This is a genomic window from Salegentibacter lacus (assembly GCF_020164555.1).
GTDB classification, from domain to species: domain Bacteria; phylum Bacteroidota; class Bacteroidia; order Flavobacteriales; family Flavobacteriaceae; genus Salegentibacter; species Salegentibacter lacus.
Genome location: NZ_JAIQZB010000001.1, coordinates 104,154 through 129,495, shown reverse-complemented (window position 1 = coordinate 129,495; position 25,342 = coordinate 104,154). Strand labels below are relative to the sequence as shown.

Genomic DNA, 25,342 nt, shown 5'->3' with positions numbered 1-25,342 from the left:
CCCCAGTTCGTAAATCATATAATCACTTAACTTTAAAAGGGTGAAAATGAATTGTTATGATGCAGACTGGAATTATAGGATTGGTGTTTTTGCTTAGTGTTAGCTTTAGCGAAGATTTAAAAGTGGTAGATATGGTGGTGAATAGCTATACCGAAGAATGTGTGGGAGAAAGGGAAGGAAAATGCTTACTGGTACAGGAGGGAGACCAAATTGGTACAGATGACTGGAACCTTTTTTATTACGAAGACAGCATAGAAGGTTTTGATTATGAACCCGGTTATATTTATCACTTAAAAGTGAAAAAGAAGAAAATAAAAAATCCTCCCATGGATGGCTCCTCGATTTCTTACAGGCTTGTAAAGATAATTTCCAAGGAGAAGGTTTAGATTGTTATAAAGCAACCTTGTTTCAGGGACTAATACAGTAGTTTCTATAATTTTAATTTTAGGTTACATATTCAGTATTCAGTCTTGTATCTTGGGTCTTGGGTCTTTACTCTTGTTTCTTATTATACCTGAATTTCTCAAATCTTAGCTAACTTGCAAAGAAAAAATCATCCTTGCCAAGATCTAAAAAGTCATTAGAAGCCAATAAAGTTAATTTGAGAGGGAGTTTTGCTTCCCTAAAGTTTGTACCTCGTTTTTTTAAGGAAATCAGAAAAGTGAATCCTTCGCTGTTTTACGCGAATGTATTGGCAAGGACCGTTAACGCTGTTTTACCGGTAATTATCCTTATTGTAGGAAAATTGATTATTGATGAGGTAGTTTTACAAATTGCCGCCGAAGAAAAAGATCTGGATAGGTTGTGGTTGTTGGTGGCAGCCGAATTTGGCCTTGCAATTTTATCAGATTTAATGAGCCGGGCGATTAGTTTAACCGATGGTTTATTGGGCGATCAGTATAGTATCGATACTTCAGTGCGTATCATCAAAAAAACTTCAGAATTAAATCTGGATCAGTTAGAAGATTCTGAGTTTTACGATAAACTGGAACGTGCCCGGCAGCAAACTACAGGAAGGGTTGGACTTATGTCTAACATTCTCACCCAGGCCGAAGATCTGGTGGTTATTTTCACTCTTTTGGCCGGAGTTGTGGCTTTCGAGCCATGGCTAATTATTTTACTGGTCGTTTCGGTAGTTCCTACAATTATCAATGAAATTAAGTTTAGTGGGACGAGTTATTCCCTGGCCCGAAGCTGGACGCAAGAGCGTCGTGAACTGGATTATTTGCGCTACGCCGGTGCCAGCGATGTGACGGCAAAAGAGGTGAAGCTCTTCGGACTGTCAAATTACCTGGCCGAACGGTTTAAAAACCTTTCCGATACTTATTATTTAATGAGTAAAAAACTGGCAAAACAACGTGCCGGTTGGGGTTCATTATTTAATGTGATTGGTACGGGAGCTTATTATGGCGCATATCTTTTAATCGTTTTTAGAACCGTGGCGGGAATTTTTTCGCTTGGTGACCTTACCTTTCTTTCGGGATCTTTCAATAGGTTGCGATCCAAGTTACAGGGATTTTTTACCCGATTTACAGCAATTACCGATAGCGCGCTTTACCTTCAGGACTATTTTGAATTTCTGGACCTTAAATATGCTAATGAAACTTCGGAAGAAAAATTATCGCTTCCGAAGAAAATTAAAAAAGGATTTGAATTCAGAAATGTCGGCTTTAAGTATCCAAAGTCTGAAGCCTGGGTGGTGCGCAATATCAATTTTGAATTAAAAGCAGGTGAAAAACTGGCTTTTGTGGGAGAAAATGGTGCCGGAAAAACCACGCTCATTAAATTATTACTTCGGTTCTATGAACCTACGGAAGGTGAGATTCTTCTGGATGATATTCCGGTAAAACAATATGATCAAACCCAATATCAACAGTACTTCGGAGTGATTTTCCAGGATTTTGTGAAGTTTGAATTAACCCTTCGTGAAAATATCGCGATGGGTGAAATTGAAGAAATCCAGAATCAGGAGCGAATAAACAGCGCTGCTGAGAAAAGTCTGGCGAATGAGGTGATCTCTGAAATGCCGGGAGGTTACGATCAGCAATTGGGTAAACGTTTTAAACAAGGGAAAGATCTTTCGGGCGGTCAATGGCAAAAGATCGCGATTGCCCGTGCTTATATGAAAGACGCTGAGGTTTTAATTTTAGACGAACCCACTTCTGCGTTAGATGCTCGCGCCGAAACCGAAGCTTTTGATCGGTTTATTAAACTAACCGAAGGCAAAACCGCGGTAATTATTTCGCACCGATTCAGTACGGTAAGAATAGCCGATAGAATCATGGTTTTAAAAGATGGTGCGGTCCTGGAAATTGGAACCCACCGGGAATTGATGAAAAATGATCAATTGTACGCCGAATTGTTCAATTTACAGGCGCAGGGTTATCAATAAGAGATATTCAGTATGAATTTAAAACACTACGCAATTTTCGGAACCGACTTTTCTGTAAAGGGAAAATTGCTACGGCAGCTTTTAAAAGGAAATCCTCCTATGGAGCTAAAGGAATTGCAGGGAAAAAAAGGCCTGCTGTTTTCCGAGACGGTTTTAAACAAATTTATAGAAGAAGATTATAAACACGGGAATTCGGTGTTAATTCAGAATGAGAATCGTTCTCTAAGAACTTTTTCAAGTGGAGAAAAACGAAAAGCTTTTTTGGAGTATTTGCTTAAGCAAAAACCTGATTTTCTGGTTTTGGACAATCCTTATGATAGTCTGGATAAAGCTTCGGTAGCTGATTTGAAATCGACCTTCCAGCATATTTCAGAAACTACCGCTATCATTCAAGTTTTTAATCGAAAGAAAGATTTATTACCTTTTATAGATTCAGTTTTGAAAGTCGAAAATGAACAAATTTTAGAGGTTATTGGTACTTCAGAATTTTTAGGAAGTCAGAATAAAACCAATTTTTCAGAAATAAAAACTATTCCGCCACCCCCTGAAAAATTTCGCAGAAGACCTGAGGTGTTAGTGAAGATGAAAAATGTTTCTGTCTCTTACGATGAAAATCCGATTTTAAATAAAATTACCTGGGAAATTAAAAAGGGCGATTTCTGGCAACTTACCGGGCCCAACGGTTCCGGGAAAACCACTTTGCTTTCAATGATTTACGGCGATAATCCCAAAGCTTACGGTTTGGATTTATATTTATTCGGAAACAAAAAGGGCAGCGGCGAAAGCGTTTGGGAGATTAAGAGGAAAATCGGTTATTTTTCGCCTGCACTCACTGAACTTTTCAACCGAAGAAACACGGTGTTGGAAATGTTAATTTCAGGTTTGATGGATAGTGTAGGTTTGTATCAAAAACCAGGTGATAAAGATACCAGGTTAGCCAAAGAATGGCTAAAAACCCTGAATTTAGAAGATAAATCAAAAAAGATTTTTAAAGAATTACCAGAGCTTCAAAAAAGAATGATTTTAATCGCCAGGGCGATGATCAAGCACCCACCTTTGCTTATTTTAGATGAACCCACCACTTCTCTGGACGATAAAAGTGCCTTAGAAATCACATCGCTTATTAATCTTATTGCAAAGGAAAGCGAAACAGCGGTAGTTTTTGTTTCGCATAGAACTGAGAAGGGCTTGAAACCAAAAGCTGTTTACCGTCTGGTTCCTTCAAAAAATGGATCTAAAGGGGAAATTCTCGTACAGTAATTGTGGAAAAAATTAAATAACTTCCAGAGATAATTTTCCTTTAAAATATGGGATTCTGTACTTTAGCGGGAAATAAAATTTAAAAATTTTGGCAGCCAAGAAATCCCCTAAAGTTACTCCGTTAATGAAGCAATACAACGCCATTAAGGCAAAGTATCCCGATGCTTTACTATTGTTTCGCGTGGGAGATTTCTACGAGACTTTTGGTGAAGACGCAGTAAAAACCGCGCGGATTTTAAATATTGTCTGCACCAATAGGAACAACGGTAGTGAGCGTACCGAGCTTGCTGGATTTCCACATCATTCTTTAAATACTTATTTGCCAAAACTGGTAAAAGCGGGGGAGCGAGTGGCCATTTGTGATCAGTTGGAAGATCCTAAAATGACCAAAACCATTGTAAAACGCGGTGTGACCGAACTGGTAACTCCCGGTGTGGCTTTAAGCGATGAGGTGCTTCAGAGTAAATCGAATAATTTTTTATGTGCTATTCATTTCGGAAAAAAAGTCTTTGGGGTTTCGTTTTTAGATGTTTCCACCGGTGAATTTCTCACGGCACAGGGAAATTCAGAATATATAGATAAGTTACTTCAGAATTTTAATCCCAGTGAGGTCTTAATTCCGAAGAAAAACAAGAAGGATTTTAAACAGATTTTCGGGGAAGATTTTCATACATTTTATCAGGAAGATTGGGTTTTTAAACAGGATTTCGCTTACGAAACCTTAAACGAACATTTTCAAACTAAATCTTTAAAAGGTTTTGGGGTGGAGCATTTGGAAGAAGGAATTATCGCTTCGGGTGCGATCTTACATTATTTGGCCGAAACCCAACATCGGAAATTGCAACATATTACCGCGATAAATAGAATAGCTGAGGAGGAATATGTATGGATGGATCGTTTTACCATTAGAAACCTGGAGTTGTATCATTCTAACGCGGCCAATGCAGTGACTTTGCTTGATGTGATAGACAAAACGATTTCGCCAATGGGCGGAAGGCTTTTAAAACGCTGGTTGGCCCTGCCTTTAAAGAACGCCGAGAAAGTGAAAAAGCGTCACGAAGTGGTTGGATTTTTACTCGAGAATCCTTCAGTCTTAGCTGAAATTCAGCAAAACATCAAAAAGATTAGCGACCTGGAACGACTTATTTCTAAAGTCGCTACGGGAAAAGTAACACCGCGGGAGGTACTTCAGCTAAATCATTCTCTGCAGGCAGTTATTCCAATAAAAGAGCTCGCACTAAAAAGTAAGAATGAAGCGATTAAAGTGATTGGTGATAATTTACATTCTTGTGAGGTGCTACGAAGCAAAATAACAGAAAGCCTGCACGAAGACGCCCCGGTAAATATTTTAAAAGGAAATTGTATCGCTGAAGGTTTTTCGGAAGAACTTGACGATCTCAGAAAAATAGCTTTTTCGGGGAAGGATTACCTGGATAATATGCTGAAACGTGAAACCCAAATTACCGGAATTTCTTCTTTGAAAATTGGGAGTAACAATGTGTACGGCTATTATATTGAAGTGCGCAACACGCATAAAGATAAAGTTCCCGATAGCTGGATTAGAAAACAGACATTGGTTAACGCCGAGCGTTACATTACCGAAGAGTTGAAAGAATATGAAGCGAAGATTTTAGGTGCTGAAGAAAAGATTTTACAGCTGGAACAACAACTTTTTGGCAAACTGGTGATATGGATGAATGATTATATTCAGCCGGTTCAGCAAAACGCTCAACTTATTGCTCAATTAGATTGTTTATGCTCTTTCGCGCAACAAGCGAAATCCGAAAATTACTGCAAGCCTGAAATTGAAGACCACCACGACCTGAATATAGAAGAAGGTCGCCACCCGGTTATTGAAAAGCAACTGCTCATTGGAGAAACTTATGTTACCAACAATGTTACTTTGGACAGGGAAAACCAGCAGGTAATTATGATTACCGGGCCAAATATGAGTGGTAAGTCGGCTATATTAAGACAAACGGCGCTTATTGTCTTAATGGCTCAAATGGGTAGTTTTGTACCGGCAAAAGCCGCCAATATCGGTCTCGTAGATAAGATCTTTACTCGTGTTGGCGCGAGCGATAATATTTCTATGGGCGAATCTACTTTTATGGTGGAAATGAACGAAACTGCGAGCATTCTCAATAATATTTCTGACCGAAGTTTGGTGCTTTTAGATGAAATAGGGCGGGGAACCAGTACTTACGATGGGATTTCGATTGCCTGGGCTATAAGTGAATATTTGCATGAACATCCTGCTAAACCTAAAACCCTGTTCGCAACGCATTACCACGAGCTAAATGAAATGTGCGATACTTTTGAGCGCATAAAGAATTTTAATGTTTCGGTAAAGGAGTTAAAAGATAATGTGCTTTTTCTTCGGAAACTGGTGCCGGGAGGTAGCGAGCATAGTTTTGGGATTCACGTGGCCAAAATGGCCGGAATGCCACAACAGGTTTTGCTTCGCGCTAATAAGATTTTAAAAAAACTTGAAAAATCTCATAAAATGGAAGATTCGGGGGAGGTTTTAAAGAAATCGGCTGAAGAAGAAATGCAACTTAGTTTCTTTAACCTTGACGACCCGATTTTGCAGGAATTAAAAGAGGAGTTGTTACATATAGATATCGATACGCTTACTCCTGTAGAAGCTTTAATGAAGCTTAATGAGATTAAAAGAACGCTGGTGGGCAAGGAAAAGGCTAAAGCGAAGGCTTAGTCAGTTTTTTATTGTGAGTTGTCGGTTCTCAGTTTTGTTTTCAGCGGTTAGGGGAATAATTAATTTTAGCTTGTGACTTATTGTACCTTTTGGTAAACAGCTAGTTATAATCTCGTGGTTTTGTCTGGATTTATTTGAAAATAATTTTTATCCCAGATTTTTTTTATTTTTTATAAAAAGCCTTTGACATTATAAGATTTATATTAAATTTGCATCCGCAATACGCTATTGCAGCCACGATAACTCGTGGAAGTTCTTTTAAACACGCGAAAATAGCTCAGTTGGTAGAGCGCCACCTTGCCAAGGTGGAGGTCGCGGGTTCGAATCCCGTTTTTCGCTCATATATAATATTACCACGCTCGGGTGGTGGAATTGGTAGACACGTTGGACTTAAAATCCAATGGACAATGTGTCCGTACGGGTTCAAGTCCCGTCCCGAGTACCAAAGACCCTCTTAATCTATTGATTTTGAGGGTTTTTTTGTTTATAGTCTTTAGATTTGTACGCTAAATTAATATTTCTGTTTATTAGCATAATTCACCAAAGAAAGCATAACAGGCACTTCAACTAAAACACCAACTACACAAACCAATGCAGCAGGACTATCCAGGCCAAACAAACCTATAGCAACAGCTACAGATAGTTCAAAGAAATTACTCGCTCCAATCATAGCCGCAGGAGCACAAACCTGGTGGGTTAAGTTCATTTTTCTACCTGCAAACCAGGTAACGAAAAAGATTAGGTAGGTTTGAATAATCAAAGGCACTGCAATTAAAACTATAATTAGCGGATTGTTAAGAATATTCTCTCCCTGGAAAGCGAAAAGCAAAAGTAAGGTTAGCAATAATGCTATTATGCTCACAGGTTTGAATTTCGGTAGAAATTCATTTTGGAACCAGTCTTTTCCATGCCTTTTAATAAGCAATTTGCTGGTTATTATTCCGGCAACCAAAGGAACTATAACATAAATTACAATACTTAATATAAGGGTTTCATAGGGTACAAATACATCTGTTATTCCCAGGAGTAATCCTACAATGGGAATGTACGCAAACAGGATGATTAGATCGTTCACAGATACCTGCATAAGTGTATAATTTGGATCTCCATCGGTTAAATAAGACCAAACAAAAACCATTGCCGTACAGGGCGCTGCACCTAAGATTATTGCCCCGGCTATATATTCCCCTGCCAGGGCAGGGTCAATAAATGCAGCAAATATTTTAGTGAAAAATATCCAGGCGAAAAATGCCATAGAGAACGGCTTTACCAGCCAGTTCATTACCAGGGTTAGAATTATCCCTTTGGGCTTTTTTCCTACTTCTTTAATACTGGTGAAATCTATTTGTAGCATCATAGGATAAATCATCATCCAGATAAGGATTGCAATTGGAATATTTACCTGATAGATCTCCCAGGTACTCATAATTTGCATTGCATCTTCTGCGATGTAGCCAATTAGAACCCCACCTGCTATACAGAGGGCCACCCAAAGGCTTAAATATTTTTCAAAAAATGCAATCTCTTTTTTTTCAGACATACTAGTTTAAATTTTGATCAAAGATTTTTGGTTAATTTAGTTTAATATCCATTCCTTAAGTTTCCGGCATAGGCATCGGGAAGTCTACTATCTTCCACAGCTTTTGCTGCTTTATCGATATCATATTCAAACCTGATAAACTGAGGTTTTATACTGTCTTTTTCCACTATCGAGGCATTCTCGTCTATCTCGAGAATGACATAGCAACCTCTTTATCATTGTCTTTAGGTTTTCCAACTTATCCCAGGTTAACCGCGTGCCTGTAATGCGGCTTCTCATTATCTCCTGAATTCAAAATCTGGTGATAAGGTTTGTGTGTATGGCCAAAGCACATAATATCTGCCTCTGCATTCTTAGCAGGCTTTTTTCATCCCGGTCTTCGAATAAATATTCATTGATTTTAAGAGGACTCCGGTGTACCAGTAGTAAATTAAGCTTTTGCTCGTTCAGTTTGAATTCTACTTTAATATGGGTCGGAAGACTTCGAAGATAAGCCCGGTTCTTCTCCGGTGCTGCAATATAATGCCGGATTAAGAATTGTAATTTTCATAAGTATAAAGCATTTAAATATTATATAGCAATATTACGATAAAGTAAATGGTTTAGAAATATAATCGTAAAATTTTTTATGGTAAAAGTTAGCCTGAGCCAAAATTAGAACTTTAAAAAAACTTGAAATTTTGCTCCTTGAATTTTAGATCTAATTCAAATATAATTCTTGCCTGGTTAACAATCTTCATCTGGATCTTCTACCGCACAATGGTCGGCGTGATAGGCGTTTCTTTCGCCCATTGGTTTTTCTGATCCTATGGTAGTGTCATATCTAGTCTGGTGTTCCATTTCTGAATTTATTTCGGCACCCATAAGAACAATAAAAGCGGTGAGAAATAACCATAACATTAAAATAGCTACCGCGGCAAAGCTGCCGTAAAGATCGTCGTAACTTCCAAAATTAGATACATACCAGGAAAATAACATAGAACCGGAAAGCCAAAATATCGACCCAATTATTGCTCCCCAGGTTACCCAGGTAAACTTAGGATTCCTTCTATAAGGAGCAATTTTATAAATCAAAGTTAAATTAAGAATTAAGATAAATCCTAGAAAAACCCAACGAAACCATTTTAGGATAGCTTCTAACTCAGGGTTTAACCCAAAGTTTTTCACGAGTAGAGGAAAAAAGATAACAATCAGCAAACTAATAAGTCCTATAAATAAACCTCCTACGGTGAAAAGCAGGCTAAGTAGGTTTTTTTTAATAATACCCCGCTCATCCATTTCGTCGTAAGCAATATTTACACCTTGAAATAATGCGCTCGTTCCTTTATTCGCACTCCAGACACTTATTATAATACTAATAAATAAACCCCATCCAATTTCTTTTTCAGGCCGTTCGAGTATAGGCTTCAGAAAATCTGTAATCATTTTAAAAGCCTGTTCGGGTAAAATGGAATTTAAATGTGAAATTTGGTTTTCAATTTGGGAAGGTTCTAAGATCAAACTGTAAATGGAAATAGCTGCGACAAATGTTGGGAAAAGGGCAAGGAAAAAATAAAAAGCAACTCCCGCTGAAATTATTTGAACGTGATCTAATTTCATCTCTTTGTAAACACGTTTCCCAATATCTATCCAGCCAGCTATTGGGATTTGATGAGGCCATTTTGCTTCTTCACCACGGTATTTCCTTCCTCTTTTTGTTTGACTCATCTGTTTTAGCTCGGGGTTTATATTGAGACTATCTGAAAAAATTTTAACTATTCACCAGGACGAAATTGGATGTTTTCAGACTGCCTCAAAGCTACCTATTATCCAAAATTAATTTAATGAAAATATCTTGATAATAAAGTTTAATTCTGTTGTGCGTTATTTTTCTATATTCGTCCTTGAACCTTTATGAGGGTATCTTGATTTATTTCTAAGCACATCAATTTGTTCTCTGGTAAACTGTGGAAGTGGCAACACTACCGTCCCTAATATCCGGTTTTAAAAAGTATACTAGCTGTTCAAAATAGATAGAAAATGTATTTAGTATCTTTAAATCTTTCTGGGAATACATATTCTATTTTTCATAAGAATAAGTAGAAATACTGTCGTTATTAGGGACTACAATAAGCAGGTTTTTATCTCTCATAGGAACTGAAACGGTGTTTTTTATCTGCTGGTCGAAAGGTTTGATGCCTAAATTAGAAACTTTTTTATAATCAGAAATAGTTTTTACCATTAAACCTTTTAGTGAGGAATACCCTCCGTGGTAGGTATTTACCTTATAAGAATTACCACTTACCAATAATTGTTTTTCTCCATCGATATTGAGTATCTGAAATGAATTGATTGGTGCAGTTTGGAAAGCCATCGGAAATTCAATGAATTGAGAAAACTTCCCATTGTTGTTTTTGAGATAACCTGAAGCCAGGGTATTAACTTCGTACCTTTTAGCAGAAGTCAATACTTGAGGGGTAAATATTTCTTCCATTGTTTTTAATGAAAATTCCTGATGGGTAGGGAATTTTTTACTTATAAAATTCATTTGGGAAGCTAACTCGTTTCTGGAATGTATGGGATAATATTTACCGTTTTTATTATAGGCAATAACAGTTTCGAATTTTCCATCTTTATTAAAATCGGCATGATACATTCTTAAAGGAGTGTCTTTTTTGGCTTCAAATCTTGTGTTTAGCCCCCAGTTACCCAAGAGAATATCCTTCTGACCGTCCCCGTCTATATCGTAAAATGCGATACTTTGCCACAATCCTAAAAGATTATCAGGTAATTTAATTGCTTTAAAATTACCTTGTTCATTCAAATAGATCTTTGGGCTATCCCATTCGGCAGCTACTAATAAATCAGGGGAGCCATCATTATTTATATCTTCCGATATCGCAGAAGTTACCATTGAGCTAAGGGTGAAATTTGGATCTATAGTAAAGTTACCTTTTTGATCGTTTTTAAGTAAATAAGATTCTACCTGCTTGCCGAAATTACCCGGATCTGAGAGGTTACCGATAAAAAGATCGGCAAATCCATCCTGATTATAATCCAGGTTTATTGCTGTAGAGGTATTTAAGTAGTTTTTCGGAATAGATCCTGCAGCGTCATTAAAATCTCCGTTATTGTTAATGTAAAGCCGGTCATTTTCGAAAAATTGCATTCGGTTAGAATTAATTCCTGAAGCAACATATAGATCAGGATCTCCATCATTATCGGCATCAAATAACACTGCTGCATTGTCTTCAAATTCCTTGTGCCTGTCAAAGGCTTCTATATTGGCCACTTTAAGAGTGTTTCCGTCATTAAGATATAGTTTAGCAGAGTAACCTGAAGCGGCACCAATAAAAACATCATCAAAGCCATTATTATCTATATCTCCTGTTGCCACAGCTGGTCCCTGCATAGATACACTGTAGGGTATTAATTTTTCCTGGTGAAAATCGTCATATTCATCTTCCTGATGTGTGTGTTTAAAGCTGTTTGTAGGTTCAAAATATTTTTCATGATTAACCGATTCCTTATAGTCATAATCTGAAGCATTTTCGGAATAAACAACCTTAAGATTTTGATTTTTTTGCGGCTTAATTTTTTGATAGGTATTATTTGGCCAAATAATATGAACTGAATCGATTTCCTCTTCCTTACCTAAACCAAAATGAAGTTTACTTTCTACAGAAGATAAAAAACCCCTGGAGTTAAATAATTGTTTAAGCTGCTGTTTTCCTTCTGTAAAAAGTATGGCTTTGGTTCCAATGCCATATTCATTACCGGGATACTCAAACTGAAGCGTAAGATAATCGCCTGAAGCATTAGTGGTATTTTCGTAAATCCCTGCTTCTTCGTTTAAATTATTTATTACTAGATCTAAATCTCCATCCAGGTCAAGGTCTACATAAATGGCACCATTAGAGAAAGAAGCCTTATCCTCAATCCATTCCCCGGTTTTTCTTTTAAATTTAAACGAATTCCCTTTAAAAATTTCATTAGAGACCTTTCCTTCGGGCATTTCGTCTTTAGAATTATAAAGCCACTTCATGCCTTCGTTGGGACTTCTGTTTTTAAAAGCCGTGGCCACAAAGTTTTTAAAATCGAGATCATTTGGCCTGCGTAAAATTCCATTAGAAATAAATAGATCCTGATGTCCGTCATTATTGAAATCGGCCAGTAGGGGTGCCCAACTCCAGTCGGTAGCAGCTATTTCATTGTAAAGCGCCGTTTCCTGAAAATTTGAGCCTTCATTATTTATTTGAAGCATATTCCGGGCATATTGGTCTTTATAACCAAGTTTATTGAGACGTTTTTGCATATTATACATTGCATCATCTCCTTCACTTTCCTTGATTACTTTTTCATCTTTAGGAAGCATATCTAAAGTTATGAGATCCTGGTAACCGTCTCCGGTAATGTCGGCGGCATCACTTCCCATAGAAAATCTACTTATTGTTGAAAACGCAGAATTTAGGGTTTCGGTAAAAGTACCATCCTGATTATTTATATAATAATAGTCATCTTCGTGAAAATCATTACACACATAAATATCTACCCAACCGTCATTATTGAAGTCTGCGAGGGATGCGCTTAAGCCGTAGCCATTTAATCCACCGTAGATTCCGGCTTCTTCACTAACGTTTGTAAATTTTCCATTAATATTTTCGAGAAGAACATCACCAACCAAAGGAACTCTTTTGTTTCTAACTTCTGCGGGACCGTGAGAAAGCGTGGTATGTACTGCGTGGTTCACTATATAAACATCGAGATCTCCGTCATTATCGTAATCGAAAAAATAGGCCTGAGTAGAATAGCCTTTAAAATCTAAACCATATTCTGCCGATTTCTCGCTGAAAGTCCCATCCCCGTTATTGATAAAAAGTTCATTGTGTCCTTCAAAATCAAGCAAACCTGAAACTGCGGAAACATAAATATCTAATAGGCCATCGTTGTTAATATCTACCATTGTGACCCCGGTATTCCAACTGGATTTTCCTCCTACATTTGCTTTTTCAGTAACGTTTTCAAATTGTAAATTCCCCTTATTAATAAAGAGTTTGTTTTCCCCCATATTAGTGACAAAATATAGATCTGGAAGCCCATCATTGTTTACATCTCCAGCAGCTACACCCGCACCATTATAGTAATAGATGTAATTAATAATACTATGCTCCGGCTCTTCTGTAATCTTATTAGTGAAATTAATATTAGTAATTTCAGGAGGGAGTTTATTCAGTAAATAATCCTGGGATTTATTGGATTCAGAGGAATTGTTACAAGCAATAAACGAAAAAATAATTATTAGTAGTCCTGAAAGTAGGGGTTTCATTTTTACAACTTTGGTTATAAGGCTAATATATAAATATTAAGATAATATTAACTATTTGCAACAGCATTTGTTAAGTATATTCGATTTTGGTAAGTAACCAAAAGCATTATGTAATAGGATTTAGAGGAATAAGTTAATAATGTCGCAAAATTGAAATTAAACTTCACTTTTCTCTATACTCGTACTTGAACCTTCAGGAGGATAGCTGGATTTATTTCTAAGCGCATCAATTTGTTCTCTGGTAAACTGTGGAAGTGGCATTTCCCGTTCATTTTTTAGGTTTTCTACAGCAGCTTCAGCTTCAGCTGTTTTTTCTTTTGAAAGTCCCTGATCTTTTCCGAAGTAGATAGTTTGCGAAGGGAAAGCGAAATCAGTACCACTGCGATCTACAACATCCATCATTCTTAGCATAAGATCTTCTCTAATTTCAAGAAATTCGTCATAATTCAATGCATCTAAATAAGCGAAAACCTCAATATCTAAAGAATGCGCCCCAAAGCCAATAAACCGAATTCTTGCAGGTAATTCATAAACCTTTGGATGGGCGTAAAGCGTTTTTCTCAATTCGGTAAGTAAAAATCTTAGCTGGTCTGGCGAGGTTTCATACCTAAAATTTAAAACACTAAAAAATCTAAATTTATCCCTGTGCGCATAATTTTCAATAGTATCAGATGAAAATGCGCCATTGGGAATGCTTACTATCGTTCGGTCTAAAGTTCTAATTTGGGTGGATCGAATTCCAATCTTTTCAATATGTCCGGTAACTTCACCGACTCTACAAAAATCACCTACTCTTATGGGTCTGTCGGCAATTAAAGTAACGCTTCCTACAAAGTTTTCTATGGTTTTTTGAGCACCCAGGGCTAGTGCAATACCACCAATTCCCAGGGCGGCCAAACCGGTGGTAACATCAATCCCAATTGCGCCTAAACTAAATATAACACCAAAAATTACAATTGCGATTTTTGCCGCGCGTTGAAGAAATAATACAATTGAAACCCCGGCCGGATTGCCACGTAGCAGCATTTTTTCCTGACTGAATTTTCCGATAAAATCTGATAATCTCCAAAGAAGCATAAGGATTGCCACAATTGCCACTATTATAGTAATGGCACTAAATTTTTGGCGTAAGATAATAGAGAGCTCAAGGTTTCTTGTAAAAGCCACAAAGATCCATACGGCGGCATATAATATTAAAGGAAGTTTAACGGCAGTAATAATTCCTGAAATGGGTTCTTCCCGGGTTCTTTTCCATGATTTTTTCAGAAGAAAAATAATTACTGAAATTATCAGTAACGAGATAAAATAACTTACAGCGATGAGTAATAGAGCAAGTATCCATTGCCCGGCAGGTACACCACCCCAAAGAAATTTTTTAAAGAATTCCGGCATTATTTGGTTGATTAATGCGGCATTTCTTAAGTTCAGAGAACTTATTGAGCTAACGGTTTCTGAAGAAAAAACCCAAATTGGATTTCCAGATTCATCATCGTGTTGTTTCAGAAAAATTTCTACAAATTCATCGTCAGCCTCAACACTTCCTATTTTTTCCAGGTTTTCTTCTAAGCCGTCATCAATTTTTCCGCTTGGTTCGTCGCTAATCTGGTAATAAGGCTGGATATTTCCTTTCTGGTCAAATAAACGTTGTAAAACCTGTACAATTTGTTCTTTATCTTCTTCCGTAGAAATTCCTGGCGGAAAATTTAAATACCTGGCAGCACGGTTATTATTTTGTTCTGCCATGGCATCAATAAATCCGTTTACTGTACCTCGCGGGGTCCTTCTACCCAGAGGATCTTCCGGAATTTCCTGGGTTTCTCCTTCATTTTGTTTATTGCCTAGCGGAAACTGGGCTTCAGCCGGTAAACTATTAAATAGTGAAAGACTGATTATAACTATAAATTTCAGGTAAACAGGATTGAATATATTCTTCATATCTGGCAAATTGGCTAAGTGGTTTCGAAGATAAGAAATTGTGAGGAGTGCTAGTCAGGGAAACCCCGGAAGCTAAAAATAAACACCACTAATTTTTAAGAATACTTTCTGAAAGGTTGACTATTAAATAAGCGATGTATTCGTTACTTTCGAGATTGTATGATATTCTTCGAAATTAATAATCCGGGGCTTTTCTTTGTTTGTGTGCTTATCTTTTTCGCCGCAGTTTTTCTCAGGTATCTGGTTTCCTCGGGAATATTCTACTGGTATTATTATAGACTGAAAAGTGAAAAATTTAGCAGTAAAAGATTAAGTAAACGCGGTTTTAGAAAAGAGCAGTTAAAAAAGGAGATTTACTGGAGTATGTGGTCTTCGGTGATTTTTGGTTTCTTTGGTGCGCTTACTTATTTTCTCTGGCAAAAAGGTTTTACCGCGATTTATCTGGATATCGAAAAATTCGGAATTTGGTATTTACCCTTAAGTTTTATTTTACTTTCTCTACTTCACGAAACTTATTATTATTGGGTGCATCGTTGGATGCATAATCCAAAGGTTTTTAGGAAAATTCATAAGGTACATCACGATAGTTTGGTGCCCAGCCCGTGGACGGCTTTTTCCTTTCATCCCTGGGAATCGCTGATCGAAGCTATAGTAGTTCCGGTAATTCTACTCTTATTGCCCGTTCATCCAATTGTGATTGGTGTTTATTTAATTTTTATGACCCTTAGCAGTGTGATAAATCATTTAGATATTGAAATTTATCCGAAAGCTTTTATGAAAAGCCGCTTCGGAAAAATGTTTATTGGCGCTACGCATCACCATTTTCATCATGCCGAGTTCAGAACTAATTTCGGACTTTATTTTACTTTCTGGGATAGATTGATGAATACCGAAAGCAGGTCTAAGATTTCTTCACAGTAATTATGTTAGAAGCTGAAACAATCCCGAAGTTTCGGGACAGCTTGACGGTATTGCCAATCTAAATTCTTCCCTTACGATTATTTCAACATTTTATCAGGTTTGCTTATCTTGAGGGCAAAATAAAAAATTTATGATAAAAAAATTACCAATTCTGGGGTTGGCGGCATTACTTGTCGCGGGCTGCGGAAGTGAAAAATCTGTTTTCGGCGGTAAAGATATTTCGGCTGAAAACACTTCGAAAAAATCTACCAAAGGATTAAAATCTTATAACGAAGTCATAACTTCTGAAGCAGAATCTGATGAAGGGCTTTTTACCACGCATTTTGTAGACGACAAACTTTATTTTGAAATTCCTTTAGAAATGCTGGATAAGGACATGCTTTTGGTAAGCCGTATCGCCGGTGTGCCCGATGGTTATGGCGGCGGATATGTAAATGCCGGATCTAAAGTGAATGAGCAGGTAGTGCGCTGGACCAAGCGTAAAGGCAACATAGATGTAAAGGTGATTAGTTTTGAAAATATGAGCGACGAAGAATCGCCTATTTACAAATCGGTGCAGGCCAATAATTATTTTCCAATTCTTTTCAGCTCTGAAATTGAAACCTATAATGAGGATTCTACAAGTGTGGTGATAGAAGCGAGCGCTTTATTTGAAGATGAAGTACAGGCAATTAACGGACTTTCATCTTCGCTAAGGAAGCGTTATAAAGTGAAAAAACTGGATCAGAACAGGTCTTATATCGAGTCTGCAAATTCCTATCCGAAAAATGTGGAAATTAAACACGTAATGACTTACGAAGCTGAAGAGCCGCCGGCTCGCGACCAGGCCGGGACAATTTCTATGATGATGAATCAATCTATGATTTTGCTACCCGAAGAGAAAATGCAACCAAGAATTGCAGACCATCGTGTGGGCTGGTTCACCATAGATAAATACGATTACAATTCGGAAGAATTAAAAGCCGATGATTATGAGTTAATTCGCCGTTGGCAATTAGTGCCTAAAGATCTTGAAGCTTACAAGCGTGGTGAACTGGTAGAGCCTGAAGAGCCCATAGTTTATTATTTAGATCCTGCCACGCCTGAAAAATGGCGCCCTTATTTTAAGCAGGGAATTGAAGACTGGAATGTTGCTTTTGAAGAAGCCGGATTTAAAAACGCAATTATTGCTAAAGATCCGCCCACAGAGGAGGAAGACCCCGAATTTAGTCCTGAGGATGTTCGCTATTCGGTAGTTCGTTATGTAGCGAGTACTACAAGAAATGCAGTGGGACCTTCGGTTACCGATCCACGGACCGGAGAAATTATTGAAAGTGATATCATCTGGTACCACAATCATTTACGCTCTTACCGAAACCGTTATATGATTGAAGCCGGAGCGCAAACCGAAGACGCCAGGACTTTAAATACCCCAGAATCTGAAATTGGGGAAATGATGCGTATGGTAATTGCGCACGAAGTGGGCCACGCATTAGGTTTGCCTCATAATATGAAAGCGAGTTCTGCTTATCCAACAGATTCTTTAAGATCGGCAGAATTTACCCAGAAATATGGTTTAACGCCATCTATTATGGATTATGCAAGGGTAAATTATGTTGCCCAACCGGAAGACGAAGGTGTGCGGTATATTAGAATGATGGGGCCGTACGATTTATATGCGATCAACTGGGGTTACAGATATCTTCCCGAAGCCGATTCTCCTGAAGCAGAGAAAGAAAAGTTAGATGAATGGATATTGGAAAAAGCAGGAAACCCCTGGTATGAATTCGGAAATGGTTACGGTGGTGTAGATCCGCAATCGCAGCGCGAGAGTCTTGGAGCCGACCAGGTGAAGGCTAGTGAGTATGGACTTGCAAATCTTAAAAAAGTAGTTCCAAATTTAATTGAGTGGACTTCCAAAGACGGATATGGTTATGACGATCTTGAAGAAGTATATCGCGAATTAACCTATATGTGGCGTGGTTATACTTCTCACGTAGTTGCCAATGTTGGCGGTGTTTACGAAACCCGAAAAACTTCAAATCAGGATGGAGTGGTTTATGAAAATGTACCGAAGGAAAAGCAGGAAGAAGCTGTTAACTTTTTAGTTGAGGAAGCTTTTACCACTCCCGATTGGTTGCTTAACCAGGAAATATTAAACCGAATTGAAGCTTCAGGAGCTATAGAACGCGTACAGGGTTTACAAACCCGTGCGTTAAATAATTTGTTGGAGGAAGATCGATTAAAGCGAATGATATCCAATGAAGAAGTAAATGGAAATGAAGCCTATACAGCCGTGAGCCTAATGGAAGATTTGCGCAAAGGTATTTTTAGTGAGCTTTATAATAGAAATAAGGTTGATGCTTACAGACGTAATTTACAGCGATCTTACGTAGATATTGCTTCAGATTATCTTAAAAAATTAAATGCTGAGGATAACGAAGCTTTGCTGAAGTCTGATATTATGCCGCTGATGCGAGGTGAAATGCAAACTTTAAAACGCGAGCTAAATCGTAGAAAGTCTGGAGTAAATCATTCTTTAACCCAATATCATTGGGAAGATCTAATCGCCAGAATAGATGCTGCGCTAGATGTAGAGTCTTAATTTTTAGATCAGAATTAATTAAAAACCCCGAAAAACATTGAAGTTTTTCGGGGTTTGTTTTTACTCGTCATTCTGAATTCATTTCAGAACCTAATTTTTTACCTTCTGTGGTGAGTTTATGAAATTCTGGATTTGCTTTATTTCTGTAATCGATTTGATTTGCAAATGTCTTGTTTTTCCGTTTTTAAGTTTCAGGCTTAGACGTTTTCTTCCGACGAAATTTTTATGAACAAGATGTTCTATTTCTTCTAAAGGAATTACTTCCGCAGTACTAAGTTTTAAGAGATAGAAAAATATAGAAAAAGAGAATAAACCAATGGGAATGATAAGCCAGGTATATACATCCCACGCTGAAACCGGATTGATGAGTATCCTCATAAGCATTTGTATAATGTTGAGTATCATTACAAATTTTAATATCCCATAATTAAATTTTTGATTGTCATCAATTTTTACCTGCCTGTTTTCCCGGTCTAATTTTATCTTCATTATGGTAAAATATTAAAATTTACTGAACAGGGAAATCAAAATAAGTTTCGGGATAGGGTTCATTTCTTAAAGTATAATGCCACCATTCTTCGGGATAAGGCCTAAATCCATTTTTAATCATGATTCGCTTCAGTAAAGAACGATTGGCTTTTTGTTCTTTAGTAATTTTATCGGTGCTGTGGTGTGAAATATCACCAAAGAAATCGTAACCGCTGCCCATATCTATTTCCTTTCCGGTTTGGGCATCAATAATGGTGAGATCCACGGTGCTACCTCGGGAATGCCCAGATTTAGTGGCGATATAGCCTAGCTGAAAAAGGTCTTTTTTAGCAACTTCCGGATAGAATTTTTGTTTGGTAAGCGTGTCGCTAGGGTTTCTGGCCCATTCAATAAAATGGTTCACCGCGGTTTGCGGCCGGTAGGCATCAAATATCTTAAAGCAATAACCTTCTGCCATTAGGTCTTTTTGAGCTTTTTCAAGAGCATTAGTGGCCTGTTTAGTTAAGATAGCCACTGGTTTATTATAAGCGTTTACCGGTTTTCCGATGAAATTATTGCTTCCGGCGTATCGAATATCAAGTTTAATATCGGGGATTTGCTGCTTTATATGTGCAAATCCTTCCGGTAGATTTTTCTCCTGGGCCAGGCCGGAATTAAGGCTGATTAGAAAAATTAAAAGGTAGGTTAAGCTTTTCATTTTTACTCAATTTTAAGCCAAGTTACTTAAAATATTATTCCCTGATTTCCATCATATTTTTGGCGCTCGTAAAGCATTAATTTTGAAGTGTTTAATCTAAATAATCTGGTCATGGAATTAAAAGGAAAAGTAGCGCTAATTACTGGAGCGGCATCGGGAATAGGAGAAAGTACAGCTTTGCTTTTTGCGAAGGAAGGTGCACGGGTTTTTTTAACCGATATAGATGTTGAAAAAGGGGAGAAACTGGAAAAGAAAATAAAGGAAGATGGAGGGGACGCGATCTTTTTTGAAGCCGATACTTCTAAACCTGAAGATTCTGAAAAAAGTGTCACAGAAGCGGTAAAGAAATTCGGAAAGCTGGATATTGCTGTGAATAATGCAGGGATTGGAGGACCGCAGCATCCAGTGGGGGAATATCCTATTGAAGGCTGGGATAAGGTAATAGCTATAAACCTTTCGGGAGTATTTTATGGGATGAGGTATCAAATTCCTGCAATGCTCAAAAATGGCAACGGATCGATTATAAATGTGGCCTCTATTTTAGGAAACGTTGGTTTTGCAAATTCGGCTGCTTATGTAGCAGCAAAACACGGTACAGTAGGATTAACAAAATCCGCTGCGCTGGAATACTCGGCTAAAGGAATAAGAGTAAATTCAGTGGGACCGGCATTTATAAAAACGCCTTTGTTAAAAGATTTAGATAAAGATTTATTATCACAACTGGTAAATGTACATCCAATTGGTCGTTTAGGAGAGCCAGAAGAGGTAGCTGAACTCCTTCTATGGCTGGCCAGCGATAGGGCAACTTTCGTTACAGGAGCTTACTACCCTGTAGATGGCGGGTATTTAGCACAGTAAGTGTTTTAATCTTAATACATTGGAAACCGATAAAATTTAAGTTTATCGGTTTTTTTATTTCTACTATATTTTTCCTTTTTTTTGCCTGTAACTTTATGATATTCATAAGAAAGCGAAAGGGAAATTAGTCTTTAAAAAATAGTATTTTAGTGCCATTATTTTAGCACAATTAACCGAATATCTAGTTAACATTTATGATAGAATCTGACACCTCTAAACTTCCCGAAGAGGACATAGACATTCTTAAGAATTACGCACAGGGCATTATTAAAACCGTTCGTGAGCCTTTATTGGTTTTAGACCAACGTAAAAATGTGGTAAGCTATAATGCTAATTTCAGGAAAAAATTTAAAGTTAACGGAGAAAGTGAAGATGGGGTTTCAGTTTTTAATTTTAATCAGTACCAGTTAGATACTCCTGAATTCAGGAAAGTTCTCGAAGATCTGGAAAATGAAAACGAGGCCTTAACAGAAAGAACTATTCAGGTGCAACTTTCAAACAAGGAAGAAAAGGGTTTTACGGTAAATGCCTCTGTGCTTTCTTTATCCAACGAAAGTTCGTTATTTCTTTTCAGTTTTAAAAAACTTAAAAAGATTGGAGAACTTTCCCGGCAGGAAAAAGTTTTTAATAGAATTGTAGATAATATACTTTCTAATGCTCCTGCATCCATCTGTATTCTAAGAGGCCCGGAACATATTTTTGAAGTTGCTAACGAGAATTATCTTAAACTGGTTGGACATAGAAATATTATAGGGAAAAGTATACAAGAAGCCCTTCCGGAAATCGGGAATCAGGGTTTTGTTGAACTTTTAGATAATGTTTATTCTACCGGGGAGGCCCATGTTGGTGACGAAATTCTTATAAAATTGAATACTGGAAAAGGGAAATTCAAAAATTCTTATTTAAATTTTGTTTATGAACCTACCCGAAATAAAAAAGGGGAAATAGATGGTGTTTTTGTACATGCAATAGATGTGACCGAGCAGGTGCACGCACGTAAAAAAGTTGAAGAAAGTGAAGATAGATTAAAGGAGGTTATTGATACTGTTCCTGCTATTATTTGGATTACAGATATTAAAGGACAAAGTGTTTTTTTGAATAGAAACTGGTATAGCTATACCGGTCAGAATCAAGAGGAAGCAGAAGGTATGGGTTGGTTAGATGCCACGCATCCTGATGACAGGAAACAAACTGAATTTGCGTTTTTAGAAGGCCACGATCAGAAGAAAGCTTACACTATAAATTTTAGGTTACGCAATAAAAATGGCGAATATCGCTGGGTTTTAGATAAAGCCAGCCCCAAGTTTGATGCCAATGGCAACTACGAAGGGATGATAGGTACCGTGGTAGATGTGCACGAAGAAAAAGTTAAAGAGAACCTGGTGCGGGAGAAAGAACACCGCCTTCAGGGAATTGTGAAAGAAGCAACAGTGGCAACCGCAATTTATACCGGGCTAGATTTGAATATTGAGTTGGCTAACGATGCAATGATCGAGCTTTGGGGAAAAGACCCATCGGTTCTTGAAAAGCCGCTGGAACATGCGCTACCCGAATTAGACGGGCAGCCATTTGCCGAAATACTAAGAAATGTTTATAAAACGGGGGAAACCTATTGGGGGAAAGAAGAACCGGTAGACCTTATGATAGACGGCAAAATGCAAACCGGCTATTATAACTTTACGTACAAACCTCTTAGAGATAAGAACGGAGAAATCTACGGAATTTTAAATATGGCCATAGATGTTACTGAATCTGTTACTTCTAAGATGTTGCTCAAAGAAAGCGAATTCCATTTTAGGCAAATGGCAGATTTAATGCCGGGAATGGTATCTAAGACCGATGGCAAGGGGAATGATATTTATTTCAATAAAAACTGGCTTGATTTTACAGGAAAAGAAAGTGAACATCTAAAAGAAATCGGTTGGGTAGAATATATTCATCCCGATGAAAAAGAAACTTTCTTAAAAGCCTGGGAAGATTGTTTACAAACTGGCTGTAATATCGAGATGCAGTTACGTTTAAAGAATAAAGAAGGAAAATATATTTGGCATTTAAGCCGGTGTGAAGCTGTTAAAGAGGATGACGGCTCAGTGAAAATGTGGATTGCGGCCAATACTGAAATTGATAAAATCAAGGAAGAAGAAAAACGCAAAGAGGAATTTCTAAAAATGGTAAGTCACGAGTTAAAAACACCTGTAACTTCCATAAAAGGTTATGTTCAACTCTTGTTAAGCCTGCTTCAGAAACAACAGGAAGCAGCAGAAGCTTCTAAACTTCCTTTACAACCTTCTTTAGAACGCATAAATCACCAGGTTACCAGGTTAACACGTTTAATTTCAGAAATACTTGATCTTTCCAGGATTAGGGAAAATCAATTAGAATTACAAAGTAAAGAATTTAATTTGAACGAGTTACTGGCCGAAACTATTCAGGATATAAATTATACCAATACACAGCATAAAATAGCTTTGGAAAGTGAAGTGCAATGTAAGGTTGTAGCAGACCGAGATCGCATTGGGCAGGTAATTATCAATTTTGTGATGAACGCTATTAAATATTCTCCCGGCAGCCACGATATTAACGTCAAAATTACCCGGGAAGGTCAGGACAGGGTGCGGGTAAGCGTAAAAGATTTTGGAATTGGAATACGGCAGGAAAACCATAAAAAAATCTTTAAAAGATTTTATAGGGTTGGGGTTAAAAGCGAAGAAACCTACTCAGGTTTTGGAATAGGCCTATATTTAGCAAACGAAATTATAGAGAGACATAACGGAGAAATACAACTGAACAGTGAATTGGGTGAGGGCTCAGAATTTTCATTTATTCTGAATGCAACTCAAATTACTTCATAAATAACTAATATGGAAAAAACGACAAAAATTCTAGTGGTAGATGATGATTCGGGAATTGGTGAAATGTTAAAAACATTGTTGGAATTTTACGGGTATGAAGTAGATGTTACTGAGAAGCCACTTAAAGCTGAAGAATTAATTCAGGAAAAAAATATAGATATCGTACTTTTAGATATGCTTATTTCTGGTGTTGACGGTACCGATGTTTGTGCTGGGATTAGGCAAAATCCAGAAATTTCAGAAACTCCTGTACTTATGATGTCGGCATTACATGATGCCGGTCCAAAGTGTAAAAATGCAGGTGCTAACGATTTTATTGCAAAGCCATTTGAAGTAGAGGATCTTACTGAAAAAATAGAAAAAATACTTGCAGATAAAGAATAGCTACATAAATCTTTTGCTAATATGGAATTTATCCAATAAATTTGATTATTATTGGATAAATTCCTAAACATTAGAAATTATGGGGCAACCACCATCTATTGAAATTAAACATTTTAAAGAAGTACGTGAAGAAAATAGCTTCACGCAATCTGAATTTGCCGATCTTTTAGGGATAAAGAACTCTACGGCCGATATTGAACGCGGTCGTACCAAACTTTCAGGAAAAGTGGTGGCCGAACTTTTAAGTCAGTTTGGGATTAATCCTTTATGGCTTTTTGGACAAAGCGGGCAAAAATATCTTCAGTTAAGCAAGGGCGATGTGAGCCCTAAAGTTGTTACCGTAGATTCTTCAGATAATGAAAATATGGTGATGGTGAATCAAAAAGCTGCTGCTGGATATCCTCATAACGTTCAGGATGTAGAATGGTACCAGCAATTACCGGCTTTTGATATTCCTTTACCAGAATTTAGAAATGCTACTTATCGTGGTTTTCAAATTGAAGGAGATAGTATGTTGCCAAATTATTATCCTAACGAATGGGTTTTGGCCAAAGCCGTACCCGATCTGGACCAGGCGAGTAATAATAAGATCTATGTAGTGGTTTTGCAGGATTCAGTCCTGGTAAAAAAACTTCAGAAATTACCCGATTCTTCCAAGGTTTTGTTGATCTCTTTAAATGAAGAATACCTTCCTATTGAAGTAAATATAAACGAAATTCAGGAGATCTGGCAGGTAAATTCCAAGCTTACTTTTAACCTGGATAATCCTTCAGAAAGCGGACTTTTCAGAGAGTTAAAACAGTCTATGGAAGACCTTAAACGTGAGCTTAGAACATTTAAAAAACAAGCTTAAATAAAAAAATCCTTTTTGAAATTAATCAAAAAGGATTTTCTCTTTGGTTGGTTAATATTTCAGCTACTACATGTCGTCTGTAGCATCTTCTATCTCATCTCCTACATCTTCAGCCGCATCTTCTACATCGTCGGCTGCTTGTTCCACACCAGATTTCTCTTCTCTGCAAGAAGTAAAAACCGCAGCGGTACTAAAGGTAAGAGCCAGCATTAAAATTAATTTTTTCATAGTTCTAAATTTAGTTATTAAAAGGATTAGTAGTCGTCGTCTCCTTCAACTTCCTCCTCAACTTCATTTGCAGCATTTTCAACTGCCTCACCGGTTTCATTTGCCGCATTTTCTACAGCATCTCCGGCGTCGTTGGCGGCGTCTTCAATGTCGTCTCCAACATTATCCATATCGTCGTGCATTTCATTCATTTCGCCATCCATCTCTCGTTCCATTTCTTCGCCCTCCATTTCCATTTCGTTTTCTTCTTCATTAACCTCACGGCAAGAAGTAAGAGCTGTACTAAGGGTGAAAAACATCGCGAGCATTAAAATTGATCTTTTCATAA

General features: G+C 37.4%; 19 protein-coding genes and 2 tRNA genes. 12 read left to right on the top strand and 9 right to left on the bottom strand.

The window, feature by feature from the left end:
* The first annotated feature begins 56 nt into the window (after nucleotides 1-56).
* The 6 genes from LB465_RS00620 (at nucleotide 57) to LB465_RS00595 (ending at nucleotide 6,813) form a co-directional block, all read left to right on the top strand.
* Nucleotides 57-386 (top strand): DUF4377 domain-containing protein, encoded by a 330-nt coding sequence (locus LB465_RS00620; RefSeq protein ID WP_224465923.1) that lies wholly within the window; start codon nucleotides 57-59, stop codon nucleotides 384-386.
* A gap of 173 nt (nucleotides 387-559) precedes the next feature.
* Nucleotides 560-2,392 carry an ABC transporter ATP-binding protein gene (locus LB465_RS00615; RefSeq protein WP_224465921.1) on the top strand — a complete coding sequence of 611 codons (1,833 nt, stop codon included), beginning with the start codon at nucleotides 560-562 and terminating at the stop codon, nucleotides 2,390-2,392.
* Nucleotides 2,393-2,404: 12 nt separating this feature from the next.
* Nucleotides 2,405-3,652, top strand: a complete 1,248-nt coding sequence (locus LB465_RS00610; protein WP_224465919.1) for an ATP-binding cassette domain-containing protein — start codon at nucleotides 2,405-2,407, stop codon at nucleotides 3,650-3,652.
* 124 nt (nucleotides 3,653-3,776) lie between these two features.
* Complete coding sequence (gene mutS / locus LB465_RS00605; RefSeq protein ID WP_394370915.1) at nucleotides 3,777-6,368, top strand: DNA mismatch repair protein MutS; 2,592 nt, start codon at nucleotides 3,777-3,779, stop codon at nucleotides 6,366-6,368.
* Between the two features lie 266 nt (nucleotides 6,369-6,634).
* Nucleotides 6,635-6,707, top strand: a tRNA-Gly gene (locus LB465_RS00600).
* A gap of 18 nt (nucleotides 6,708-6,725) precedes the next feature.
* Nucleotides 6,726-6,813, top strand: a tRNA-Leu gene (locus tag LB465_RS00595).
* Nucleotides 6,814-6,879: 66 nt separating this feature from the next.
* Here the strand turns inward: LB465_RS00595 and arsB are convergent.
* The 5 genes from arsB to LB465_RS00575 form a co-directional block, all read right to left on the bottom strand.
* Nucleotides 6,880-7,908 (bottom strand): ACR3 family arsenite efflux transporter, encoded by a 1,029-nt coding sequence (gene arsB / locus LB465_RS00590; protein ID WP_224465916.1) that lies wholly within the window; start codon nucleotides 7,906-7,908, stop codon nucleotides 6,880-6,882.
* A gap of 41 nt (nucleotides 7,909-7,949) precedes the next feature.
* The gene (locus LB465_RS18340; RefSeq protein WP_262902877.1) at nucleotides 7,950-8,075 is read right to left on the bottom strand and encodes a hypothetical protein; all 126 of its coding nucleotides are present in this window, start codon (nucleotides 8,073-8,075) and stop codon (nucleotides 7,950-7,952) included.
* A 559-nt stretch (nucleotides 8,076-8,634) separates the two neighbouring features.
* Nucleotides 8,635-9,615 carry a YihY/virulence factor BrkB family protein gene (locus LB465_RS00585; protein WP_224465914.1) on the bottom strand — a complete coding sequence of 327 codons (981 nt, stop codon included), beginning with the start codon at nucleotides 9,613-9,615 and terminating at the stop codon, nucleotides 8,635-8,637.
* Nucleotides 9,616-9,967: 352 nt separating this feature from the next.
* Nucleotides 9,968-13,213 (bottom strand): VCBS repeat-containing protein, encoded by a 3,246-nt coding sequence (locus LB465_RS00580; protein WP_224465913.1) that lies wholly within the window; start codon nucleotides 13,211-13,213, stop codon nucleotides 9,968-9,970.
* A gap of 156 nt (nucleotides 13,214-13,369) precedes the next feature.
* Nucleotides 13,370-15,148: a mechanosensitive ion channel family protein gene (locus tag LB465_RS00575; RefSeq protein ID WP_224465911.1), complete on the bottom strand. Its 1,779-nt coding sequence runs from the start codon at nucleotides 15,146-15,148 to the stop codon at nucleotides 13,370-13,372.
* A gap of 159 nt (nucleotides 15,149-15,307) precedes the next feature.
* On the opposite strand from LB465_RS00575, the gene LB465_RS00570 reads away from it, so the two are divergent.
* Nucleotides 15,308-16,069, top strand: a complete 762-nt coding sequence (locus LB465_RS00570; RefSeq protein WP_224465910.1) for a sterol desaturase family protein — start codon at nucleotides 15,308-15,310, stop codon at nucleotides 16,067-16,069.
* Nucleotides 16,070-16,199: 130 nt separating this feature from the next.
* Nucleotides 16,200-18,653, top strand: a complete 2,454-nt coding sequence (locus tag LB465_RS00565) for a zinc-dependent metalloprotease (protein WP_224465908.1) — start codon at nucleotides 16,200-16,202, stop codon at nucleotides 18,651-18,653.
* Nucleotides 18,654-18,743: 90 nt separating this feature from the next.
* On the opposite strand, the gene LB465_RS00560 is transcribed toward LB465_RS00565, so the two are convergent.
* Entirely contained in the window at nucleotides 18,744-19,142 is a 399-nt protein-coding gene (locus tag LB465_RS00560) for a hypothetical protein (protein ID WP_224465907.1), read from the bottom strand.
* A 19-nt stretch (nucleotides 19,143-19,161) separates the two neighbouring features.
* Nucleotides 19,162-19,839 carry a M15 family metallopeptidase gene (locus LB465_RS00555; RefSeq protein ID WP_224465906.1) on the bottom strand — a complete coding sequence of 226 codons (678 nt, stop codon included), beginning with the start codon at nucleotides 19,837-19,839 and terminating at the stop codon, nucleotides 19,162-19,164.
* A 111-nt stretch (nucleotides 19,840-19,950) separates the two neighbouring features.
* On the opposite strand from LB465_RS00555, the gene LB465_RS00550 reads away from it, so the two are divergent.
* The 4 genes from LB465_RS00550 (at nucleotide 19,951) to LB465_RS00535 (ending at nucleotide 24,786) form a co-directional block, all read left to right on the top strand.
* Nucleotides 19,951-20,697 carry an SDR family NAD(P)-dependent oxidoreductase gene (locus tag LB465_RS00550; protein WP_224465904.1) on the top strand — a complete coding sequence of 249 codons (747 nt, stop codon included), beginning with the start codon at nucleotides 19,951-19,953 and terminating at the stop codon, nucleotides 20,695-20,697.
* A 194-nt stretch (nucleotides 20,698-20,891) separates the two neighbouring features.
* Nucleotides 20,892-23,549, top strand: coding sequence for a PAS domain-containing sensor histidine kinase (locus LB465_RS00545; protein ID WP_224465902.1), 2,658 nt, complete (start codon nucleotides 20,892-20,894; stop codon nucleotides 23,547-23,549).
* A gap of 9 nt (nucleotides 23,550-23,558) precedes the next feature.
* A complete protein-coding gene (locus LB465_RS00540) occupies nucleotides 23,559-23,933 on the top strand; it encodes a response regulator transcription factor (protein WP_224465901.1) in 375 nt (124 codons plus the stop codon).
* A gap of 79 nt (nucleotides 23,934-24,012) precedes the next feature.
* Nucleotides 24,013-24,786, top strand: coding sequence for an XRE family transcriptional regulator (locus LB465_RS00535; protein ID WP_224465900.1), 774 nt, complete (start codon nucleotides 24,013-24,015; stop codon nucleotides 24,784-24,786).
* A gap of 66 nt (nucleotides 24,787-24,852) precedes the next feature.
* Here LB465_RS00535 and LB465_RS00530 read toward each other — a convergent pair whose 3' ends face one another.
* Both LB465_RS00530 and LB465_RS00525 read right to left on the bottom strand, forming a co-directional pair.
* The gene (locus LB465_RS00530; protein ID WP_224465899.1) at nucleotides 24,853-25,014 is read right to left on the bottom strand and encodes a hypothetical protein; all 162 of its coding nucleotides are present in this window, start codon (nucleotides 25,012-25,014) and stop codon (nucleotides 24,853-24,855) included.
* A gap of 26 nt (nucleotides 25,015-25,040) precedes the next feature.
* On the bottom strand, nucleotides 25,041-25,340 hold the full coding sequence (locus LB465_RS00525; RefSeq protein WP_224465897.1) for a hypothetical protein: 300 nt from the start codon (nucleotides 25,338-25,340) through the stop codon (nucleotides 25,041-25,043).
* Between the last annotated feature and the right edge of the window lie 2 nt (nucleotides 25,341-25,342).

Coding starts and splice junctions, on each gene's coding strand:
- LB465_RS00565 (WP_224465908.1), top strand. CDS start 16,200: ATGATAAAAAAATTACCAATTCTGGGGTTGGCGGCATTACTTGTCGCG.
- LB465_RS00525 (WP_224465897.1), bottom strand. CDS start 25,340: ATGAAAAGATCAATTTTAATGCTCGCGATGTTTTTCACCCTTAGTACA.
- LB465_RS00540 (WP_224465901.1), top strand. CDS start 23,559: ATGGAAAAAACGACAAAAATTCTAGTGGTAGATGATGATTCGGGAATT.
- mutS (WP_394370915.1), top strand. CDS start 3,777: ATGAAGCAATACAACGCCATTAAGGCAAAGTATCCCGATGCTTTACTA.
- LB465_RS00555 (WP_224465906.1), bottom strand. CDS start 19,839: ATGAAAAGCTTAACCTACCTTTTAATTTTTCTAATCAGCCTTAATTCC.
- LB465_RS00585 (WP_224465914.1), bottom strand. CDS start 9,615: ATGAGTCAAACAAAAAGAGGAAGGAAATACCGTGGTGAAGAAGCAAAA.
- LB465_RS00530 (WP_224465899.1), bottom strand. CDS start 25,014: ATGAAAAAATTAATTTTAATGCTGGCTCTTACCTTTAGTACCGCTGCG.
- LB465_RS00545 (WP_224465902.1), top strand. CDS start 20,892: ATGATAGAATCTGACACCTCTAAACTTCCCGAAGAGGACATAGACATT.
- arsB (WP_224465916.1), bottom strand. CDS start 7,908: ATGTCTGAAAAAAAAGAGATTGCATTTTTTGAAAAATATTTAAGCCTT.
- LB465_RS00560 (WP_224465907.1), bottom strand. CDS start 19,142: ATGAAGATAAAATTAGACCGGGAAAACAGGCAGGTAAAAATTGATGAC.
- LB465_RS00620 (WP_224465923.1), top strand. CDS start 57: ATGATGCAGACTGGAATTATAGGATTGGTGTTTTTGCTTAGTGTTAGC.
- LB465_RS00570 (WP_224465910.1), top strand. CDS start 15,308: ATGATATTCTTCGAAATTAATAATCCGGGGCTTTTCTTTGTTTGTGTG.
- LB465_RS00575 (WP_224465911.1), bottom strand. CDS start 15,148: ATGAAGAATATATTCAATCCTGTTTACCTGAAATTTATAGTTATAATC.
- LB465_RS00535 (WP_224465900.1), top strand. CDS start 24,013: ATGGGGCAACCACCATCTATTGAAATTAAACATTTTAAAGAAGTACGT.
- LB465_RS00580 (WP_224465913.1), bottom strand. CDS start 13,213: ATGAAACCCCTACTTTCAGGACTACTAATAATTATTTTTTCGTTTATT.
- LB465_RS00610 (WP_224465919.1), top strand. CDS start 2,405: ATGAATTTAAAACACTACGCAATTTTCGGAACCGACTTTTCTGTAAAG.
- LB465_RS00550 (WP_224465904.1), top strand. CDS start 19,951: ATGGAATTAAAAGGAAAAGTAGCGCTAATTACTGGAGCGGCATCGGGA.